Origin of the sequence: Sphingopyxis sp. H053 (genome assembly GCF_001468225.1) — a bacterium.
In the GTDB taxonomy this organism is placed as follows: domain Bacteria; phylum Pseudomonadota; class Alphaproteobacteria; order Sphingomonadales; family Sphingomonadaceae; genus Sphingopyxis.
Map to the genome: position 1 here is coordinate 91,921 of NZ_LNRU01000004.1, position 17,578 is coordinate 109,498.

Here is a 17,578-nt window from a genome sequence, read left to right on the forward strand (position 1 = left end):
GCGTCCTTCATTGTTCCTGGGGGAGAGTCTGCGGCCGGAAGGCCCGGGTCATTTCGTCGTTGCGCTCCGCCGATGCGGCGATGGTGTCGCCCATCAACCGGGTGAGCGTGTCGTCTTCGTCGAGAACCTCGAGGCCGGCGTGCGTCACGCCCCCCGGGCTTGCAACGCGGCGTGCCATGTCGGCGGGGTCTGCTCCGGCCTCGGCCAGCATCGCCGCCGATCCGGCCATCGTCTCGGCAATCAACCGAAGCGCTTGTTCGCGGCTTAGCCCCTGAGCCTCCGCAGCGAACGCCATCGCATCGGCGATCCGGAAGAAAAAGGCGGGAGTCGCGCCCGAAACCGTCGTCGCAATGGCGCAAAGGCGCTCGTCGCTCATCCATTCCACGATGCCGAGCGGAGCAAAAAGGGTTTCGGCCAGTGCCAGAGACGCCCCATCCACGCCGTCGCCCGCGAGCGCGGTGACCCCGCGCCCGATCGCCGCGGGGAGATTGGGCACCGCACGCACCAGCGGCCCGGCCGCCCGAAAATGATATCGCAGCGTCGCAAACTCGACCGCCGCGAGCACCGAAATCAACATGGTGCCGGGGCCCGCCTGTTCCGCGAGCGATGGTGCGATCTCTGCAAGCTTCTGCGGCTTCACGGCGAGGACCAGCACGCCGGGCGGGGCGAGCCCGGCCGGGACCGAACCGAGCAGCCGCACCCCTTCCGGCGCCGCCGCGAGCGAAGGATCGACGACCGTTATTGACGAGGCCGGCACGCCGCTCTGCAGCCAGCCGGCGAGCATCGCGCCACCCATATTGCCGCAACCGACCAGCATGACGCTGGGGGGAGCGAGCCGCGCTCCGCGCAGAATATCTTGAGAATCCGAGGGCAAGAAAGGCGTCTCCGCGACGATATTGTAGAGGAGCGCCTTAGTACATCGTATACGATTTTGGTCAAGTCATCGCGGGGCAGCCGCCTTGCCGTCGGGCTCAGAACTGGTAAGCCAAACCCCCGCCGAAGACCCACTGGTCGGCGCTGCCGGCGTCCTTCACGATTGGCGAATCGGCGAAGCGCGAGAGGAGGCGGCCATATTGCGCGCCGCCGAGCAGCACGAAGCCCTTGCGAAGGTCACCCGACAGCCCATAGGCGCCCGCCACGCCGAGCGTATATTTGCCCGCGGTCGCCTTGCGACCCGCGCCGGTATAGACGGGGAGGCCGCTCGCGGCGCTGCCCAGCGGGTCGATGTCGTAATAATAGCGGCCGAAGCCCTTGCCGTAGAAGTTCACCGACGCCGACACGCCAAGATAGGCGCGTTTCGACAGCGGCGTGCCGTAATCGATCGTCGGCGAAGCGGTCCAGCTGCCGTGTTTGCCCGATATGTCCTTCGTCGCGACGAAGCGGAAGCCGAGCTGATCATAGGCGCTGGTGATCACGCCGGTTTTGGTGACGCCCGTGAAGAAGCCGGCCTCGACCGCCATTTTGCGGTCGGGGAGCAGGTCGACCTGCGGATCCTTGACGCTGCCGGTGCGGTCGCCGCGCAGGCTGATGATCGGACCGAACTTCCAGTCGATCTTCTGGCCGCGGCGATGGCGGATCAGGTCGACCTGGAAATTGGTGCCGCGGGTCGAGAAGGAAAAGCCCTCGTACCGGCCGCGGACGTAAAAGGCCGGCAGAAAGCGGCGGTCGTCCGAGCCATTATAGTCGGCCGAGTTCAGCACGCCCGCCGCGACGGCGATATAGTTGCGCGACCATTTGCGATCCGAATCTTCGTCGTCGTCGTCGGGCCGCGCGCCGGGGAGCAGGATATTCTCGTCGATATCGGTGTTTTGGAGGTAGCGCGCGGGTTCTTCCTCGATTCCGGTCGCGAGGCCGGTGTCGGGGGGCGTGGCGGTTATCTCATAGGGCAGCGGCGCCTCTTCGGCGGCGGCGGGTGCGGCGAGCGCGCAGGCGGCAAGAAGCGGGACGATGCGCGCCGGCGGGCCGATGCGGAAGAACAGTCTCAAATCGGCGATGGTCATCCGCTCAAATATCCTATGGTCTTGCCCGTCCTTACGGGGGTGTAAGTAAACAATCCGCCATTGCAACGGCTTCGTCTTGCCGAAGGATGCATTTGATCGCATGTGCCTTTCATGAACCAACGCCTCTTCGCCGCTTTCATATTCCTCCGCATCGCCATTGGTTCCGCGGCCGATACCCGGCGGGAGCGCGTATCATGAGCCGCGTGCCGCGTTTCATCGGCTATGCTTTCATGGCCGCCGCGGCGGTGCTCGCGGCGGTGATGAAGAAGGAAGGCGTCGAAAGCGTCGGCCCGCTGCCCGCGGTTGCGGTCGCGCTTTTCCTCGGCATGGTCGGGGTGATGCTGGTGTTCACCGACCTGATGGTGCGCGGGCTTTATGCGCAGGTCGATGCCGCGAAGGCGCGCGAGGAGAGGGAGGGCGAAGATTGATCCGCCGCCCTCGCAGGGCGGAGGATCGGCCGCCGCCTCGATCCCTTTTCGTTCGACACCCCATGCGCTTGGCTTTATGACGACGACATGACCGATCGTCCGCATACGCCGCTGCTCGACACGGTGGATGTCCCCGCCGACCTCCGCAAGCTGAAGCCCGAAGACCTCCGCCAGTTCGCCGACGAGCTGCGCGCCGAGATGATCTCGGCCGTCGGCACAACGGGCGGGCATCTGGGATCAGGGCTGGGTGTCGTCGAGCTGACGACCGCGCTCCACTATGTGTTCGACACGCCGCGCGACAAGATCGTGTGGGACGTCGGGCACCAATGCTATCCGCACAAGATCATCACCGGGCGCCGCGACCGCATCCGCACCTTGCGCACCGGCGGCGGGCTGTCGGGCTTCACCAAGCGCAGCGAAAGCGAATATGATCCGTTCGGGGCGGCGCATTCGTCGACCTCGATCAGCGCCGCATTGGGCTTCGCGATCGCGAACAAGCTGAAGGACGAACCCGGCCGCGCGATCGCGGTGATCGGCGACGGGTCGATGTCGGCGGGCATGGCCTATGAGGCGATGAACAACGCCGCCGCGGCGGGCAACCGGCTGATCGTGATCCTCAACGACAACGACATGTCGATCGCGCCGCCGGTGGGCGGGCTTTCGGCCTATCTCGCCAAGCTCGTATCGTCGCGGCCGTTCATCGAGCTGCGCGAGATCGCGCGGCGCTTTGCGCGCAAGCTGCCCGAGCCGCTGCACAAGGCGGCGAAAAAGACCGACGAATATGCGCGCGGCATGGCGATGGGCGGGACGCTCTTCGAAGAGCTCGGCTTTTATTATGTCGGGCCGATCGACGGGCATAATCTCGAGCATCTGATCCCGGTGCTCGAAAATGTGCGCGACAGCGACCATGGCCCGGTGCTGATCCACGCGGTGACGATGAAGGGCAAGGGTTACGCCCCCGCCGAGGCGGCCGCCGACAAATATCATGGCGTCCAGAAATTCGACGTGATCACCGGCGAACAGGCGAAGGCGCCGCCGGGACCGCCCGCGTACCAGAATGTGTTCGGCGAGACGCTCGCGAAGCTTGCCGACACCGACAAACGCATCGTCGCGATCACCGCCGCGATGCCGTCGGGGACCGGGGTCGACAAATTCGCGAAGGCGCACCCCGACCGCACCTTCGACGTGGGCATTGCCGAGCAGCATGCGGTGACCTTTGCTGCGGGGCTCGCGGCGCAAGGGATGCGGCCGTTCGCGGCGATCTATTCGACCTTCCTCCAGCGCGCCTACGACCAGGTCGTGCACGATGTCGCGATCCAGAATCTGCCGGTGCGCTTCGCGATCGACCGCGCGGGACTCGTCGGGGCCGACGGCTCGACGCATGCGGGCTCGTTCGACGTCACCTATCTGGCGACCTTGCCGAACATGGTGGTGATGGCGGCGGCCGACGAGGCCGAACTCGTCCATATGACATACACGGCCGCCGAATATGACGATGGCCCGATCGCCTTCCGCTACCCGCGCGGCAATGGCACCGGCGTGGCGCTGCCCGCGGTTCCCGAGAAGCTCGCGATCGGCAAGGGGCGCGTCGTGCGGAGCGGCAAGACCGTCGCGATCCTGTCGCTCGGCACCCGGCTCGCCGAGGCGCTGAAGGCGGCCGACACGCTGGAGGCGCGCGGGCTGTCGACGAGCGTGATCGACCTCCGCTTCGCGAAGCCGCTCGACGAGGAGCTGATTCGCAAGACGCTCGCCGCCCATGAGGTGTGCGTGACGGTCGAGGAAGGCAGCGTCGGCGGTCTGGGCGCGCATGTGCTGACGCTCGCGAGCGACGAGGGGCTGATCGACGCGGGGCTGAAGCTGCGCACGATGCGGCTGCCCGATGTCTTCCAGGACCAGGACAAGCCCGAACTGCAATATGACGCGGCGGGGCTGAATGCGCCGCAGATCGTCGATTGCGTGCTGAAGGCGCTGCGTCACAACAGCGCGGGCGTCGAGGAAGCGGGCGCGCGCGCTTGAGCCGATAAGCAAGCCGGGGGGCACGGGGCGGCATGAACTTCTTCAACCTCCTGCAATCGCTCGACGAGCTGCTCTACGAGGTTATGTCGTGGCTGGTCTTTTATCCGATCACGCTGTGGCGGACGCTCGTCCACCCCTTGAAGATGATGGATTATTCGGACCTCGAGCAGCGCGATACCGAGGACCAGCAATATACCGACACGCTGTCGCCGCCGCTTTTCCTGCTGCTGTCGCTGATCATCGTCCACGCCGCAGAACTGGCGCTGGTCGGCACCGAAGCGGTGGTGACGAGCAAGATCGGCCTGTCGGCGCTGGTCAGCACCAACACCGACCTGATCATGCTGCGCATCGTGACCTACAGCCTGTTCGCGGTGTTGATGGCGACGCGGTTGGTTCGCGCGCGAAAGGTCGAACTCACGCGCCAAACGCTACGCGCCCCCTTCTACAGCCAATGTTATGTTATCGCGTTGCTCGCGATCCTGTTCGGCGGCGCCACGATATTGATCCGGCTGGCGCATACATGGTCGCTGGTCACCGGTGTGGTGCTGGCGCTTGCCGCGCTGCTGTGGTTCGGCACCCTGCAGACCGCGTGGTTCGTCCAGCATCTGAAGTGCAGCCGGCTGCGCGCCTTTGGCCAGGCGTCGCGCGCGATGGTCGAAAGCATTGTCGCGGTGCTGCTGCTGTCGAACCTGTTTAGCTGAGCCGGACAAGAAAACGGCCCGGTTATGCCGGGCCGTCCTCATCATCGGTCGAAAGGGCCGTTCAGGCGGTCGGGATCGCCGCCGATGCGTCGCGGCCGTCGCCTTCGGGGGCGGCGAGGATGTCGCGGACGACGAGGCCCTTGTCGACCACCTGCGTGTCGGGGCTGCCGACCTGGCTGCGGATGCCCGGATCGGCGCGCGCGCCGTCGGCGCTGCCGATGATCTGCGTTTCGCTCGCGCTACGCTGCGACGGGCCGCCGAAGAGCGCGCGCAGCGTCTGTTCGGCGGTCGTTTCGCCGCCGGGGCGCGCGGTGCCGGGGGCCGGCGGGGTCAGCGCGAAATCGGGCGGCACGACGAGCGGCGCCTGACGCGACACCATCATTTCGTCGGGACGGTCGCGGCTGAACAGGCTGTTCGACCCGCAGGCCGAAAGCGTCGTGGCAAGAATCGAGGCGGCCAGGATGGCGGTGGTCCGGTTCACTGTAATAACTCCTATGCGCCCCGTTTATTCGGCGGACGGCTGACCGTCAGCGGCTGGGGCCTTTTCGCCCAAGAGCAGCGCGCGCGCAACCAGCAAAAGCACACCGAGCGTGATGCACGCATCGGCGACGTTGAAGATCATGAAGGGGCGAAAATCGCCGAAATGCAGGTCGGCGAAGTCGACGACATAGCCGAAGCGGACGCGGTCGACGATATTGCCGAGCGCGCCGCCGAGGATCATCGCGAGCGCGATCACGTCGCCCTTCGCCTGTTCGCGCGTCATCCAGAAGGCGACCGCGGCGGCGACGAGTCCCGTCACCGCGACGAGCGTCCAGCGCGTCGTATCGGTGCAGCTGGCGAACATCGACAGCGAAATGCCGCAATTTTCGGCCCAGGTCAGGTTGAAGAAGCTCGCGAGCTCGATCTGTCCCTTCGGTTCCAGCGACAGCGGGACGGTGACGACCCATTTGGTGATCTGGTCGAGGATGAAGGCGGCCGCGGCAAAGATCAGGCCGAAGCGCAGGTGGGGCGAACGTGAGCTGCTCATGCCGCGGTCAATACCGTGTCGCAGCGATTGCACAAGCTGCCGTCGGCCTCGACCTCGGGCAGGTGGCGCCAGCAGCGGCCGCATTTGTTGTTTTCGGTGGGGGTCACGTCCACCATTGTGATGTCTGCAACTGTATCGTCGGTGAACCCGGTCGCGCTTGCCGCCGATACAATGAGGAGTTCGGCGAGTTTCTCGGCGTCCAAGCTGGCGAGAACCTCGGCCAAGGCTGCATCTTTGGTGCGAACCGAAATTTCGGCTTCCAGCGAGGAGCGAACCGTCTTCTCGCGGCGATAGGGTTCGATCGCTTCGGTGACCTGCGAACGAACTTCGCGCAACCGATCCCAGCGCTTCACCAACTCGTCATTCCCTCGAAGGCGGGAATCCCGCTCAGCGTCGGTGCCGGAAGAAGCGGGATCCCCGCCTTCGCGGGGATGACGGAGGAGGGTTTCGAGGTTGGGCCACTCCAGCAGATGGACCGAACTGGCCTCGGGATAGCGCGTGCCCCACACTTCCTCGGCGGTGAACACCAGCACCGGGGTCGCATAGCGGACGAGCGCGTGGAACAGCGTGTCGAGCACGCTACGGTAGGCGCGGCGCGTGTCGGTGCCGAGCGGCGTTGCGGGGCCGAGGTCGCAGTAGAGGACGTCCTTGCGGATGTCGAAATAGAAGGCCGACAGATCCTCGTTGCAGAAATCGGCGAGCAGGCGCGTGTAGCCGTTGAAGTCGAAATCATCGACCGCCCGATGCATCTTCGCGTCGAGGTCGGCGAGCAGGCTGAGCATGTAACGCTCAAGCTCGGGCATCGCCGAAACGTCGGTGATACGTTCCTCCTCGCTGAACCCGTCGAGCGCGCCGAGCAGGTAGCGGAAAGTGTTGCGCAGCTTGCGATACTGGTCGGCGACGCCCTTTAGGATCTCGTCACCGATGCGATGGTCCTCGGTGAAGTCGACGCTCAGCGCCCACAGGCGGATGATGTCGGCGCCGTTGGTTTCCATCACCTTGACGGGATCGGTCGTGTTGCCGAGCGACTTCGACTGTTTGAAGCCCTTGCTGTCCATCGTGAAGCCGTGCGTCAGCACCGCCTTGTACGGCGCCTGTCCGCGCGTGCCGCAGCTTTCGAGCAGCGACGACTGGAACCAGCCACGATGCTGGTCGCTGCCCTCCAGATAGAGGTCGGCGCTGTGCGTGCCGCCGTCGTGGCGGACGAGCGCGGGCCAGCGGCCGCTTTCGAGCACGAAGACGTGGGTGCAGCCCGAATCGAACCAGACGTCGAGAATGTCGACGATGCGCTCATAATCGGCGGCGTTGTACGCATCGCCGAGATATTCCTGCGCGCGCGCGTCGTTCCACGCGTCGACGCCGCCCTCGCGGACCGCCGCGACGATACGATCGTTTACTTGCGGGTCGTTGAGATACTGGCCGGTCTTGCGGTCGACGAAGAGCGTGATCGGCACGCCCCATGCGCGCTGGCGGCTGAGCACCCAGTCGGGGCGGCCCTCGACCATGCTACCGATGCGGTTGCGGCCCTTGGCGGGGACGAAGCGCGTGTCGTCGATCGCCTGCATCGCCGCCTGCCGCAAGGTCGGGGCGTCGCAGAGATCCTCCTCATGCGGGTTGATCGCGCCGCCCTCATTCTCCCAGCGCTTTTCGCGCGGGGTCTTGGGCTCGATATGCGTCATCACCCGGTCCATCGGCACGAACCATTGCGGGGTGCAGCGATAGATGACCTTGGCTTTCGAGCGCCAGCTGTGCGGGTAGCTGTGCTTGTAGTCGGCCGAGGCCGCGAGCAGCGCGCCGGCTTCGCGCAAGTCGGTGCAGATCGGGCCGTCGGGGGCATTGAACTTCGCGTTGATGACGCTGCCCTGACCGCCGAGCCAGCCCCAGTCTTCGCGATATTTGCCGTCGCCCTCGACCGCGAACACGGGGTCGATGCCGTTCGCCTTGCACAGGTCGAAGTCGTCCTCGCCATGGTCGGGCGACATATGGACAAGGCCGGTGCCGCTGTCGGTGGTAACGAAATCGCCCGCGAGGAAGGGGCGCGGGCGCGCGAAGAAGCCGCCGAGCGCGTGCATCGGGTGGCGGGCGATGGTGCCGGCGAGGTCGGAGCCTTTGTAAACGCCCAAAACGTCTTCGATGTCCGGATGATCGAGGCTCTGCTCGGGGTCGAGCCGCGAACGAAACGTTTCCAAAAGATCTGATGCGACCAAAACGCGGATTACCCGCCCGGCATCGATCCACTCCCACTGAACATGCGAATATTCGACCTCCGGCCCATAGGCCAAAGCCTGGTTGACCGGGATCGTCCACGGCGTCGTCGTCCAGATCACCGCATGCGCGCCGACCAGTTCCTTGATCGGGCTCTCGACGATCTCGAACGCGACATCGATCTGGGTCGAGACGATATCCTCATATTCGATCTCGGCCTCGGCGAGCGCGGTCTTTTCGACCGGCGACCACATCACCGGCTTCGCGCCGCGATAGAGCATGTCGTTGGCGGCGAATTTGAGCAGCTCGCGGACGATCGTGGCTTCGGCCTCATAATCCATCGTCAGATACGGATGGTCCCAGTCGCCGCCGATGCCGAGGCGCTTCAATTGCTCGCGCTGGGTGTCGACCCAATGCTGCGCATAGGCGCGGCATTCGGCGCGGAACTCCTCGACGGGAACCTCGTCCTTGTTGAGCTTCTTCTTGCGATACTGCTCCTCGACCTTCCACTCGATCGGCAGGCCGTGGCAGTCCCAGCCGGGGACGTAGGGCGCGTCCTTGCCCTTCAGCGTCTGGGTGCGGACGACCATGTCTTTCAGGATATGGTTGAGCGCATGGCCGATATGCATGTCGCCATTGGCGTAGGGCGGGCCGTCGTGGAGGATGAACTGGTCGCGGCCCTTGCGGCTTTCGCGAATCTGCCCCTCAAGACCCGCCTCGATCCATTTGGCGAGAATCTGCGGCTCCTTCTGCGGCAGACCGGCCTTCATCGGGAAGTCGGTCTTGGGCAGGAAGACGGTGTCGCGGTAGTCGCGCTGTTCGGCGGCGGGCGTGCTCTCGGTCATGGGCGGCCGCTTAGCGCAGATTCGCGTGGGAGCAAACCTTCACGATTGCGCATGGCGCACGGGGCCCCGGCTTTCGCCGGGGTTCACGGGAGGGCTGGCAATTTGTGAACCCCGGCGAAAGCCGGGGCCCAGAAAGCTAGCGCAGAAGCTCGAAATAGAGATCGCGCCATTCGGGGTTTGCCGCCTCTATCAGCTCGATCTTCCACGCGCGTTTCCATTCTTTCATCTGGACCTCGCGCCGGCGGGCGTCGTGGAGATTCTCGAAATGCTGGTACCAGACGAGCATCTTGAGGCCATATTTCTGCGTGAAACCGCCGACCTTTCCTTCGCGATGCTGCCCAATGCGATGCGGGAGGTCCCTGGTCACGCCGATGTAGAGCGTTCCGTTGCGCTTGTTGGTGAGAATGTAAATCCAGCCTTGCTTCATGGCGTGGGGTTATACTGGGCCCCGGCTTGCGCCGGGGATCACCTTCGTCCGCACTGGAGCAATCTCCTAGGCCAGCCTATTTCTGCCGCGGACGCAGCGCGGGGCCGAGATTATAGATGTCGTCGATCCACACATAGCCGGTGAAGCTGGCGGGCACCTTGGTCAGTTGACCGACCTCGGACAGCCCCATGCCGCCCTTTTCGTCGCCGCGCGGGCCGGTGAGGAGGACGCGCGTGCCATGCTTTTCCGCGCGGTCCTGCAGGCGGTCGGGCCAGCCCCAATAGGCCCATTGATAGTTCAGCGGCACCATGATCGTGCCCCCGGCGCAGCTTGGCGGATACCAGCCCGACCAGCCATATTTGATATAATCGGTCGTGCAGCGCTTGGCCGCGTCGGGGTCCATCGTCCACGCCTTGGGCGCATTGGCGCGGATCACGTCCATCAGGCGCGCGTTGCCGAAAAAGCCGAAGCGCGGATCGTCGGGGTCGATGCCGGCGCGCGCGAAGGCGGCGAGGACGAGTTCGGCCTCCTTCGGATCGCGCGACTTGAAGTTGATGAGCAGCGATGCGTGGCCGAGCGCGGCGAGCACTTCGTCGAGGCTGGGCATTAGGCCGACGCCCTTGCCGCGCAGAGGGAAGGTCCGGCCGCCGTCGGCTGTATAGCCATAGCCGATATCGAGCGCCTTCAATTCGGCCATCGTGTGGTCGCGGATCTCGCCCTTGCCGTCGGTGCGGCAATCGAGCGTCCAGTCGTGAAAGACCGCGACCTGCCCGTCCTTCGTGGCCGCGACGTCGAATTTGACCATGCCCGCGTCGCGGCCGATCGCCGCCTTCATCGAGGGCAGGCTGTTTTCGATATAGTCATGCTCGGGCGCGCGGATGCGCGCTGCGGTGCACGTCTCGTCGGTGACGCCGCTGTGATCGAACAGCTGCGATACGCCGCGATGCGCGATCAGCACGCGTTTGCCTTGCGCGTCGGGGGCGAGGAAGCTGGCATTGCTGAGGGTGAACCAGGCGACGACAAGCGCGAAGACCCAGAGCAAGATCTTTGTGCGCCGCTTCATCGGCTTTTTGGTCGGGCCTTCGAGCGCGGTCGCCCAATCGTCGCTGTTGGTCATTATTCCCCCCTGATTCCCTCTCCCCTTGCGGGAGAGGGCGTGAGACTTGCGAGCTTGCTCGCTAGTCGCAACGGGAGAGGGGGCTGCCTTATCGATAGGACGCTGCCCCCTCTCCCAGCTGCGCCTAGGCAGCAAGCTGCCAAGGCTGCACAACCCTCTCCCGCAAGGGGAGAGGGGTCAAATTTCCGCCAGCAACCGCTTCGCCTCGTCGCAATCCGCCGCGATTTGCGCCATCAGCGTGTCCATGCTGTCGAACTTCGCTTCCGGCCGGATGAAGGCGTGGAAGGCGACGTCGATTTCCTGCCCGTAGAGGTCTTCGGCGAAGTCGAAGAAATGCGGTTCGAGCAGCTCCTTGGGCGGGTCGAAGCTCGGGCGGATGCCGAGGTTTGCGGCGCCCTTGAGGATGCGACCGTCGGGGAGTTTTCCGGTGACGGCGTAGATGCCGTAACGCGGGCGCAGATACTGCCCCATTTCGAGGTTCGCGGTCGGGAAGCCGAGCAGGCGGCCGTTCTTGTCACCGTGCTGGACGACATTGCGCACGTTGAAGGGGCGGGTGAGGAGGCGCGTCGCGGCGGCGCAGTCGCCCGCCTGCAGCGCCTCGCGGATGCGGCTCGACGAGACGACTTCCTCGGCGTCGTCGACGGGCGCGACCATTTCGGTGAAGAAGCCGAGGCGGCGGGCGTGGTCGGCGAGCGTCACGACATTGCCGCCGCGGCCCTTGCCGAAGACGAAATCAGCGCCGGTCACGACCCCCGCGGCGCCGTAGCGATCGAGCAGCAGCTCGGTGATGAAATCCTCGGCGGTCGTCGCGGCGAGCGTAGCATCGAACGGCAGGACGAGCATCGCGTCGGCGCCCGCGGCGGCGAACAATTCCTGCCTTTGGTCGAGCGTGGTCAGGCGGAAGGGCGGGACGTCGGGTTTGAAGAAGCGCACCGGATGCGGATCGAAGGTCGCGACGATCGCGGGGCGGCCCTCGTCGCGCGCGTGGCGCACCGCGCGGCCGACGACCGCCTGATGCCCGGCGTGGAAGCCGTCGAAATTGCCGAGCGCGATCACCCCGTCGCGCAGGGGGGCGTCGATGCGGTGGTGGCCGTCGAGGCGGATCATGGGGCCGCTGTAATGGAAAGGGGCGGCGTCAGGGGCACGAGCCCCGCCTTGAGCACGCGGATCGCATTGCCGCCCATCGCGGCGCGGATTTCGTCGTCGCTGAAACCCGCGTCGATCAGCGCCTGCGTCACCTGGACGAGTTTCGACGTGTCGAACCGCACCGTCGTCGCGCCATCATAGTCGCTGCCAAGCGCGACGTGGCTAATGCCGACGAGGTCGCGGACATGCTTCATCGCCTTCGCGATGCTCGCGGGCGAGGTGTCGCACACCGCGGCGTCCCAATAGCCGATGCCGATCAGCCCGCCGGTCGCGGCAACGCCCTTGATCTGCTCGTCGCTGAGGTTGCGGTTGACCTTGCACGTCGCCTGCACCCCGCCATGGCTCGACACGACCGGGCGCCCCGCGATCTTCAAAATGTCGGCGACACAGGCGTTCGAGCAATGGGCGATGTCGACGATCATGCCCTTCGCTTCCATCGCCTCGACGACCTGCCGTCCGATCGGGGTGAGCCCGCCCTTTTTGAGGCCGTGCATCGATCCCGCGAGGTCATTGTCGAAGAAATGGGTGAGGCCGGCCATGCGAAAGCCGGCGGCGTAGAGCTTGTCGAGGTTCGCGAGCTTGCCTTCGAGGCCGTGCAGCCCCTCGATGCTGAGCATCGCGCCGACCGGCGGCACCCTACCGCGGCGTTCGGCGAGCAGGGCGTCGAGATTTTCCGGCGTGGTGACCGCGCGCAGCTTGCCGCTCGATGCAGCGACCGCGCGGTGGAGCTTTTCGGCGTGCCAGAGCGAGCGTTCGAGCAGCGAGTTCCATGTCCGCACCGGCTGAAGCTGCGCGATCACGAGGCTGGTGATATTGTCGGTTTCGGCGCTGTTTGCGTCGTAATTCTGGCCCTTGGGCGACTTGGTCGTGCTCGCGAGCAGCTGCAGCGCGACGTTGCCGTCCTCGAGCCGCGGCAGGTCCATATGGCCGCGGTCGGCGCGGTCGAGGAGATCGCGCTTCCACAGCAAGGTATCGCTGTGGAGGTCGACGATCGTCAGCGTCCGGTGCAGTGCCTTCGCGCGTTCGCTGACCGTCGGCAGCGGCTTGCCGTCGATCTGGTTCATCCCGCGCTCGAGCATGCCGGGGGCGAGGGCGAAGAAGGCGACCGCGGCGACCGCGACAACGAGCAATATGCCGATCAGCCAGCGAAGCATGGGCCTATTTCCTTGTCAGCGTGACGAAGCTGTACGCCGGGCGGCCGGCGTCGTCGGCCGGGTGATCCTCGCGAGCAGATTCTTTCCAGTCGGCGGCGGCGGGATAGTCGATCACGGCGTCGCCCTTGGGCTCGAGCGCGACTTCGGTCAGCTCGATGCGGTCGGCGAGGGGGAGGAAGAGGCGATAGATTTCGGCGCCGCCGATCACCATCACATGTGGCGCGTTGGCGAGCTTTAGCGCTTCCTCGATCGTTGCCACGGGCTCGGCGCCCTCGTCCTGCCATTCGAGATCGCGGGTGAGGACGATGTGGCGGCGGCCCTCGAGGATGGCGGGCAGGCTGTCGAAGGTCTTGCGCCCCATGATCATCGGGCGGCCCATCGTGACCTGCTTGAAGCGGCGAAGGTCGGCGGGCAGGTGCCAGGGCATCTTGCCATTCGCGCCGATCACGCCGTTCGATGCGCGCGCGAGGATCAGCGTGATTTCGGGATGATTCATGTGGGAGAAGTTCCAACCCAGGTTGCATGGCCGAGCTTGCGGCCGTCGCGGACCTCGGCCTTGCCATAATGATGGACATGGCAGGCGGGGTCGGTGAGCAGGTCGGGCACCGTCTCGATCCCGCCGCCGATCAGATTGTGCATTACGACCGGCAGCGCCGCGGTGGCGGTGCTGCCGAGCGGCAGGCCGGCGACGGCACGGATGTGATTTTCGAACTGGCTGACCACCGCGCCCTCGATCGTCCAATGGCCGCTGTTGTGGACGCGCGGCGCCATTTCGTTGAAGACGGGGCCGTCGGCGGTAGCGAAAAACTCGCCGGTGAGGACGCCGACATAGTCGAGGGTTTCGGCGATCTTTGCCATCAGCGCGCGCGCTTCGTCCTGCTGGTCGAGCACGGCTTGCGGCGGCGGCAGCGTCGAGGTCGCGAGGATGCCGCCTTCGTGGACATTGACGGGCGAGTCCCAGAAGTGGACCTCGCCGTCGATGCCGCGCACGAGCAGCACCGAAAATTCATGGTCGAAGTCGACGAAGCCTTCGAGCACGGCCGCGTGGCGGCCGATGCCGTCCCAGGCGGCGTCGGCGTCGGCCGCGGTCATGATGCGCGCCTGCCCCTTGCCGTCATAGCCCATGCGCACGGTCTTCAGGATCGCGGGTGCGCCGATCTGTTCGAGTGCGGCATCGAGCGATGGGCGGTCGGGCACCGCGGCGAAAGGCGCGGGGCGGCCGCCGAGCCCGGCGACGAAATTCTTTTCGGTCAGCCGGTCCTGTGCGATTTCAAGCCCGGCGGCGCCGGGGTGCACCGCGACATGGCCCGAGAGAAAGCGCACCGTGTCGACGGGTACATTTTCGAATTCATAGGTGACGACGTCGCACGCCGCGGCGAAAGCGGCGAGGCGCGGCTCGTCGTCCCACGCGGCCTGGCTGTGATGCGCGGTGACTTCGGCGGCGACGCTTGTCGCGTCGGGGGCATAGATATGGATCTTGTAGCCGAGCTGCGCCGCCGCAACGGCGAGCATGCGGCCGAGCTGGCCGCCGCCGAGAATGCCGATCGTCGAACCGGGTGGCAGCAAGCGATCAGCCCTCGCGCACGGGGGTGGGGGCGACGCTGTTCGTCTGCGCCTCGCGCCAGGCGTCGAGTTTTTGTGCCAGATTGGCATCATTATTCGCGAGCAGCGCGGCGGCGAAGAGGCCGGCGTTGGTCGCGCCTGCCTTGCCGATCGCAAAGGTCGCGACGGGAATGCCGCCGGGCATCTGGACGATCGAATAGAGGCTGTCGACGCCGCTCAATGCCGCCGACTGGACGGGGACGCCGAGCACGGGCACGCGCGTCATCGACGCGACCATGCCGGGCAGATGCGCGGCGCCGCCGGCGCCCGCAATGATCGCAGCAAGGCCGCGGTCCGCCGCGCTTTTGGCATAGTTTACAAGGCGGTCGGGGGTGCGGTGCGCGGAAACGATCTGCACCTCGTGCGCGATGCCGAACTCTTCGAGGATCTGGACCGCGTGCGCCATCGTCGGCCAGTCCGACTGGCTGCCCATGATGACGCCGACTTGCGGGGCGGTTTCGCCCATTTCAATCCCTCCTGCCCCGGCTTCATCGCGTGTGAATCGCCGCCGATCCCCCCTAGCGACTGCTTTGCGCGCGGGCAACGCCGCGCGATTGATGCCATCGCGTTTACCGATTGGTATCAAGTCGGGACTAGGGTTGCCGCTCAATATCTCGCGGCATTCGGCCGGGGATCGTGGGTTGGGTTCGGGGACGTTGAATGGATAGCGTAGGGGGGGCACGGATCGCGGTCGACCAGTTCGGCACCGTCGCCGTAGACTCCATCGAGGACCAGCTGCGTGAAATACGCCGGGAACGCGATGCATTGCGCCGCGAGAACCGCGTGTTGAAGATCGCCGTCGCCGAGCTCGAACGCGTGTCCGAGCGCGATACGCTGACGCCCTTGTTCAATCGCCGCTATTTCCTGACCGCGATTCACCACCGCATGGCGCGGTTCGAGCGGCACGCCGAACGCGCCGCGGTCGTCTTTATCGACGTCAACCAGCTCAAATATATCAACGACAATTTCGGCCACGCCGCGGGCGATTTCGCGCTGCTGGAGATCGCCAAGCGGCTCGCGGGCTCGATCCGCGCGACCGATGTCGCGGCGCGCATCGGCGGCGACGAATTCGGACTGATCCTCGACCAGTCGAGCGAGGACGGCGCGCGCGTGCAGGTCAACCGGCTCTGCGACGTGCTCACCGCAGCGCCCGCCGAATATGACGGGCACGAGATTGCGCTGTCGGCGTGCTTTGGGGTCGCGATGCTGCAGACGGGGATGACCGAATCGGACATTTTGGCCGCCGCGGACCGCGATATGTATCGCAGCAAGCAGGGGCTGGGCGGGCTGCCCGGCCACCGCTAACCGCGCGTTAACCAAAAAAGCGCATCGTATCCCATGACGACAGGGGGGTGAGATGCGAAACCAGACCGACCCATATCTCGACATCCAGAACCGGATTACCGGACAGATCGGCGCGCTCGCTGAAGCGCTGCCGCACCGTGCGCTCGCGCAGATCGTGCAGGGGATCGACGACATCCGCTGCCTCGCGCGCGACCACGGCTTTGCCGCGGTCGAGACGCTGGCGAGCCGGCTCGAATCGGCGGTCGCGGGGGGCGGTTATCGCGCCGCGATCCTGACCTATCTCGACGCGATGAGCGATGCGGCGGCGGTGCCGCAAGGGCCGCTGCCGTCCGCCGTGCAGGAAGCGTGGCTGGCGTCGGTTGCGGTGCGTTTGGGTCATTGACGCCAAACGCCTGACGATTCAGACTTAATCGATGGATGCAATCATGCTTGGGCTGGTGGCGGTGCTGCTCGCCAATGCCGACGGGCGCAGCGGGATCGCGCTGTCGCGGCTGGTGAGCGCGCGCAGCGACCGGCGCGTCACGGTCGTCATCGCTTTTGCCGCTTTCATCGTCAACGCGGTCATCGCCGCGGTCGCCGGCGCGATCGCCAACGGGATGATCGGGCAGGGGGTTGCCGCTCTGCTCGTCGCGCTCGCAATGCTCTCGGCGGCCGCCGCATTGCTGTGGCGGATGAAACCTGCGTTCGATGCGGGCGCCGACGATGCGTCGCCGGTCATGCTTGCCGGCCGGATGCTCGCAAGCCAGTTCGGCGACCGCAGCCATTTCCTGATCGGCGCGCTCGCGGCGACGAGCGGCGCGGGGCAATGGGCGGCCGCCGGCGGGCTGGTCGGCTGGACGCTGGCGATGCTGCCTTTTCTCGCCTTTGGCCCAGCGCTCGCCGAGCGGCGCGCGGCGCGGAACCTGCGTTGGGCCGCGGCCGCGATCCTGATCCTCTGGGGGCTGCGGACCGCGCTGGGGGCGTTCGGATTGATCGGCTGATACGTCCGGTTGGCTCGGTTTCATCGTTTTTGTCGATCAAGCTCACCCAAAGCTTCAATGGGAAACCTGTGCCCCGCTTCGCTATATCGGCGGGACAACAGAAAGGATGCTCCCATGTCCGACAAAAATGACAATGCCCCCGCCGTCGCGGATGCGCTCAACGCGCTGCTCGCCGACAGTTTCGCGCTCTATCTGAAGACCAAAAACTATCACTGGCACGTCCAGGGCCCGCGCTTTCGCGAACTGCACCTGCTGTTCGACGAGCAGGCGGCGCAGATTTTCGCGACGACCGACCTGATCGCCGAGCGCGTGCGCAAAAATGGCGCGCCGACCTTGCGCTCGATCGGCGACGTCAGCCGCCGCGCGTCGATCCGCGATGATGACAGCGCGGGTTCGGATGCCGAGGTGATGATCCGCACGCTGGCCGGCGACAACAAGTTCCTGCTCGGTCAGCTCAAGGCGGTGAAGGCCGCGGCTGAGGCCGACGGCGATATCGCGACGAGCGGGCTGGTCGACGGCTGGGCCGACGAGGCGCAGCAGCGGATCTGGTTTCTGGAAGCAACGCTGGGCTATTGATGGCGCAAGCCAGATTAGACGTGCCCCATTCGTCATCCCGGGCTTGACC

General features: G+C 65.8%; 19 protein-coding genes. 7 read left to right on the forward strand and 12 right to left on the reverse strand.

What is annotated here, in order from left to right; all coding sequences use genetic code 11:
• Positions 1-7 precede the first annotated feature (7 nt).
• Both ATE70_RS08500 and ATE70_RS08505 read right to left on the reverse strand, forming a co-directional pair.
• Positions 8-817 carry a pyrroline-5-carboxylate reductase family protein gene (locus ATE70_RS08500; RefSeq protein ID WP_058537513.1) on the reverse strand — a complete coding sequence of 270 codons (810 nt, stop codon included), beginning with the start codon at positions 815-817 and terminating at the stop codon, positions 8-10.
• A gap of 154 nt (positions 818-971) precedes the next feature.
• Positions 972-2,000, reverse strand: coding sequence for a MipA/OmpV family protein (locus ATE70_RS08505; RefSeq protein ID WP_058537514.1), 1,029 nt, complete (start codon positions 1,998-2,000; stop codon positions 972-974).
• Between the two features lie 194 nt (positions 2,001-2,194).
• Between ATE70_RS08505 and ATE70_RS08510 the strand changes: the two genes are divergently transcribed.
• The 3 genes from ATE70_RS08510 to ATE70_RS08520 all read left to right on the forward strand — a co-directional run bounded on the left by ATE70_RS08510 (position 2,195) and on the right by ATE70_RS08520 (position 5,145).
• Positions 2,195-2,428, forward strand: coding sequence for a hypothetical protein (locus ATE70_RS08510; RefSeq protein ID WP_058537515.1), 234 nt, complete (start codon positions 2,195-2,197; stop codon positions 2,426-2,428).
• An 87-nt stretch (positions 2,429-2,515) separates the two neighbouring features.
• On the forward strand, positions 2,516-4,444 hold the full coding sequence (gene dxs / locus ATE70_RS08515; RefSeq protein ID WP_058537516.1) for a 1-deoxy-D-xylulose-5-phosphate synthase: 1,929 nt from the start codon (positions 2,516-2,518) through the stop codon (positions 4,442-4,444).
• A gap of 32 nt (positions 4,445-4,476) precedes the next feature.
• Positions 4,477-5,145: a hypothetical protein gene (locus ATE70_RS08520; RefSeq protein ID WP_058537517.1), complete on the forward strand. Its 669-nt coding sequence runs from the start codon at positions 4,477-4,479 to the stop codon at positions 5,143-5,145.
• 61 nt (positions 5,146-5,206) lie between these two features.
• Here the strand turns inward: ATE70_RS08520 and ATE70_RS08525 are convergent, their stop codons facing one another.
• The 10 genes from ATE70_RS08525 to purE form a co-directional block, all read right to left on the reverse strand.
• Complete coding sequence (locus ATE70_RS08525; protein WP_058537518.1) at positions 5,207-5,626, reverse strand: DUF3035 domain-containing protein; 420 nt, start codon at positions 5,624-5,626, stop codon at positions 5,207-5,209.
• 24 nt (positions 5,627-5,650) lie between these two features.
• On the reverse strand, positions 5,651-6,172 hold the full coding sequence (gene lspA, locus ATE70_RS08530; RefSeq protein ID WP_058537519.1) for a signal peptidase II: 522 nt from the start codon (positions 6,170-6,172) through the stop codon (positions 5,651-5,653).
• Positions 6,169-9,222, reverse strand: coding sequence for an isoleucine--tRNA ligase (ileS, locus tag ATE70_RS08535; RefSeq protein WP_058537520.1), 3,054 nt, complete (start codon positions 9,220-9,222; stop codon positions 6,169-6,171). The genes lspA and ileS overlap by 4 nt, the downstream gene beginning before the upstream one ends.
• A gap of 136 nt (positions 9,223-9,358) precedes the next feature.
• Positions 9,359-9,649: a GIY-YIG nuclease family protein gene (locus ATE70_RS08540; protein WP_058537521.1), complete on the reverse strand. Its 291-nt coding sequence runs from the start codon at positions 9,647-9,649 to the stop codon at positions 9,359-9,361.
• Between the two features lie 76 nt (positions 9,650-9,725).
• Complete coding sequence (locus ATE70_RS08545; RefSeq protein ID WP_058537522.1) at positions 9,726-10,766, reverse strand: glycerophosphodiester phosphodiesterase family protein; 1,041 nt, start codon at positions 10,764-10,766, stop codon at positions 9,726-9,728.
• Between the two features lie 177 nt (positions 10,767-10,943).
• Complete coding sequence (locus ATE70_RS08550) at positions 10,944-11,873, reverse strand: bifunctional riboflavin kinase/FAD synthetase (RefSeq protein ID WP_058537523.1); 930 nt, start codon at positions 11,871-11,873, stop codon at positions 10,944-10,946.
• On the reverse strand, positions 11,870-13,066 hold the full coding sequence (locus ATE70_RS08555) for a dipeptidase (RefSeq protein ID WP_058537524.1): 1,197 nt from the start codon (positions 13,064-13,066) through the stop codon (positions 11,870-11,872). Before ATE70_RS08555 ends, ATE70_RS08550 begins: the two co-directional genes overlap by 4 nt.
• 4 nt (positions 13,067-13,070) lie before the next feature.
• Complete coding sequence (locus ATE70_RS08560) at positions 13,071-13,562, reverse strand: dihydrofolate reductase (RefSeq protein WP_058537525.1); 492 nt, start codon at positions 13,560-13,562, stop codon at positions 13,071-13,073.
• Positions 13,559-14,632 carry a 5-(carboxyamino)imidazole ribonucleotide synthase gene (locus tag ATE70_RS08565; protein ID WP_058537526.1) on the reverse strand — a complete coding sequence of 358 codons (1,074 nt, stop codon included), beginning with the start codon at positions 14,630-14,632 and terminating at the stop codon, positions 13,559-13,561. Before ATE70_RS08565 ends, ATE70_RS08560 begins: the two co-directional genes overlap by 4 nt.
• Positions 14,633-14,636: 4 nt before the next feature.
• The gene (gene purE / locus ATE70_RS08570) at positions 14,637-15,134 is read right to left on the reverse strand and encodes a 5-(carboxyamino)imidazole ribonucleotide mutase (RefSeq protein WP_058537527.1); all 498 of its coding nucleotides are present in this window, start codon (positions 15,132-15,134) and stop codon (positions 14,637-14,639) included.
• Between the two features lie 194 nt (positions 15,135-15,328).
• On the opposite strand from purE, the gene ATE70_RS08575 reads away from it, so the two are divergent.
• From ATE70_RS08575 to ATE70_RS08590, 4 genes are all read left to right on the forward strand, one after another.
• Entirely contained in the window at positions 15,329-15,973 is a 645-nt protein-coding gene (locus ATE70_RS08575) for a GGDEF domain-containing protein (protein WP_058537528.1), read from the forward strand.
• Between the two features lie 52 nt (positions 15,974-16,025).
• Entirely contained in the window at positions 16,026-16,355 is a 330-nt protein-coding gene (locus ATE70_RS08580) for a hypothetical protein (RefSeq protein WP_058537529.1), read from the forward strand.
• Positions 16,356-16,386: 31 nt separating this feature from the next.
• Entirely contained in the window at positions 16,387-16,953 is a 567-nt protein-coding gene (locus ATE70_RS08585) for a TMEM165/GDT1 family protein (RefSeq protein WP_058537530.1), read from the forward strand.
• A gap of 114 nt (positions 16,954-17,067) precedes the next feature.
• Positions 17,068-17,529: a Dps family protein gene (locus ATE70_RS08590; protein WP_058537531.1), complete on the forward strand. Its 462-nt coding sequence runs from the start codon at positions 17,068-17,070 to the stop codon at positions 17,527-17,529.
• Positions 17,530-17,578: the final 49 nt, after the last annotated feature.

Bases quoted from the DNA above. Each gene is read 5' to 3' on its own strand.
- ATE70_RS08540 (WP_058537521.1), bottom strand. From the start codon at position 9,649: ATGAAGCAAGGCTGGATTTACATTCTCACCAACAAGCGCAACGGAACG.
- ATE70_RS08590 (WP_058537531.1), top strand. From the start codon at position 17,068: ATGTCCGACAAAAATGACAATGCCCCCGCCGTCGCGGATGCGCTCAAC.
- ATE70_RS08560 (WP_058537525.1), bottom strand. From the start codon at position 13,562: ATGAATCATCCCGAAATCACGCTGATCCTCGCGCGCGCATCGAACGGC.
- purE (WP_058537527.1), bottom strand. From the start codon at position 15,134: ATGGGCGAAACCGCCCCGCAAGTCGGCGTCATCATGGGCAGCCAGTCG.
- ATE70_RS08510 (WP_058537515.1), top strand. From the start codon at position 2,195: ATGAGCCGCGTGCCGCGTTTCATCGGCTATGCTTTCATGGCCGCCGCG.
- dxs (WP_058537516.1), top strand. From the start codon at position 2,516: ATGACCGATCGTCCGCATACGCCGCTGCTCGACACGGTGGATGTCCCC.
- ATE70_RS08555 (WP_058537524.1), bottom strand. From the start codon at position 13,066: ATGCTTCGCTGGCTGATCGGCATATTGCTCGTTGTCGCGGTCGCCGCG.
- ATE70_RS08580 (WP_058537529.1), top strand. From the start codon at position 16,026: ATGCGAAACCAGACCGACCCATATCTCGACATCCAGAACCGGATTACC.
- lspA (WP_058537519.1), bottom strand. From the start codon at position 6,172: ATGAGCAGCTCACGTTCGCCCCACCTGCGCTTCGGCCTGATCTTTGCC.
- ATE70_RS08545 (WP_058537522.1), bottom strand. From the start codon at position 10,766: ATGACCAACAGCGACGATTGGGCGACCGCGCTCGAAGGCCCGACCAAA.
- ATE70_RS08585 (WP_058537530.1), top strand. From the start codon at position 16,387: ATGGATGCAATCATGCTTGGGCTGGTGGCGGTGCTGCTCGCCAATGCC.
- ATE70_RS08575 (WP_058537528.1), top strand. From the start codon at position 15,329: ATGGATAGCGTAGGGGGGGCACGGATCGCGGTCGACCAGTTCGGCACC.
- ATE70_RS08505 (WP_058537514.1), bottom strand. From the start codon at position 2,000: ATGACCATCGCCGATTTGAGACTGTTCTTCCGCATCGGCCCGCCGGCG.
- ileS (WP_058537520.1), bottom strand. From the start codon at position 9,222: ATGACCGAGAGCACGCCCGCCGCCGAACAGCGCGACTACCGCGACACC.
- ATE70_RS08520 (WP_058537517.1), top strand. From the start codon at position 4,477: ATGAACTTCTTCAACCTCCTGCAATCGCTCGACGAGCTGCTCTACGAG.
- ATE70_RS08550 (WP_058537523.1), bottom strand. From the start codon at position 11,873: ATGATCCGCCTCGACGGCCACCACCGCATCGACGCCCCCCTGCGCGAC.
- ATE70_RS08500 (WP_058537513.1), bottom strand. From the start codon at position 817: ATGCTGGTCGGTTGCGGCAATATGGGTGGCGCGATGCTCGCCGGCTGG.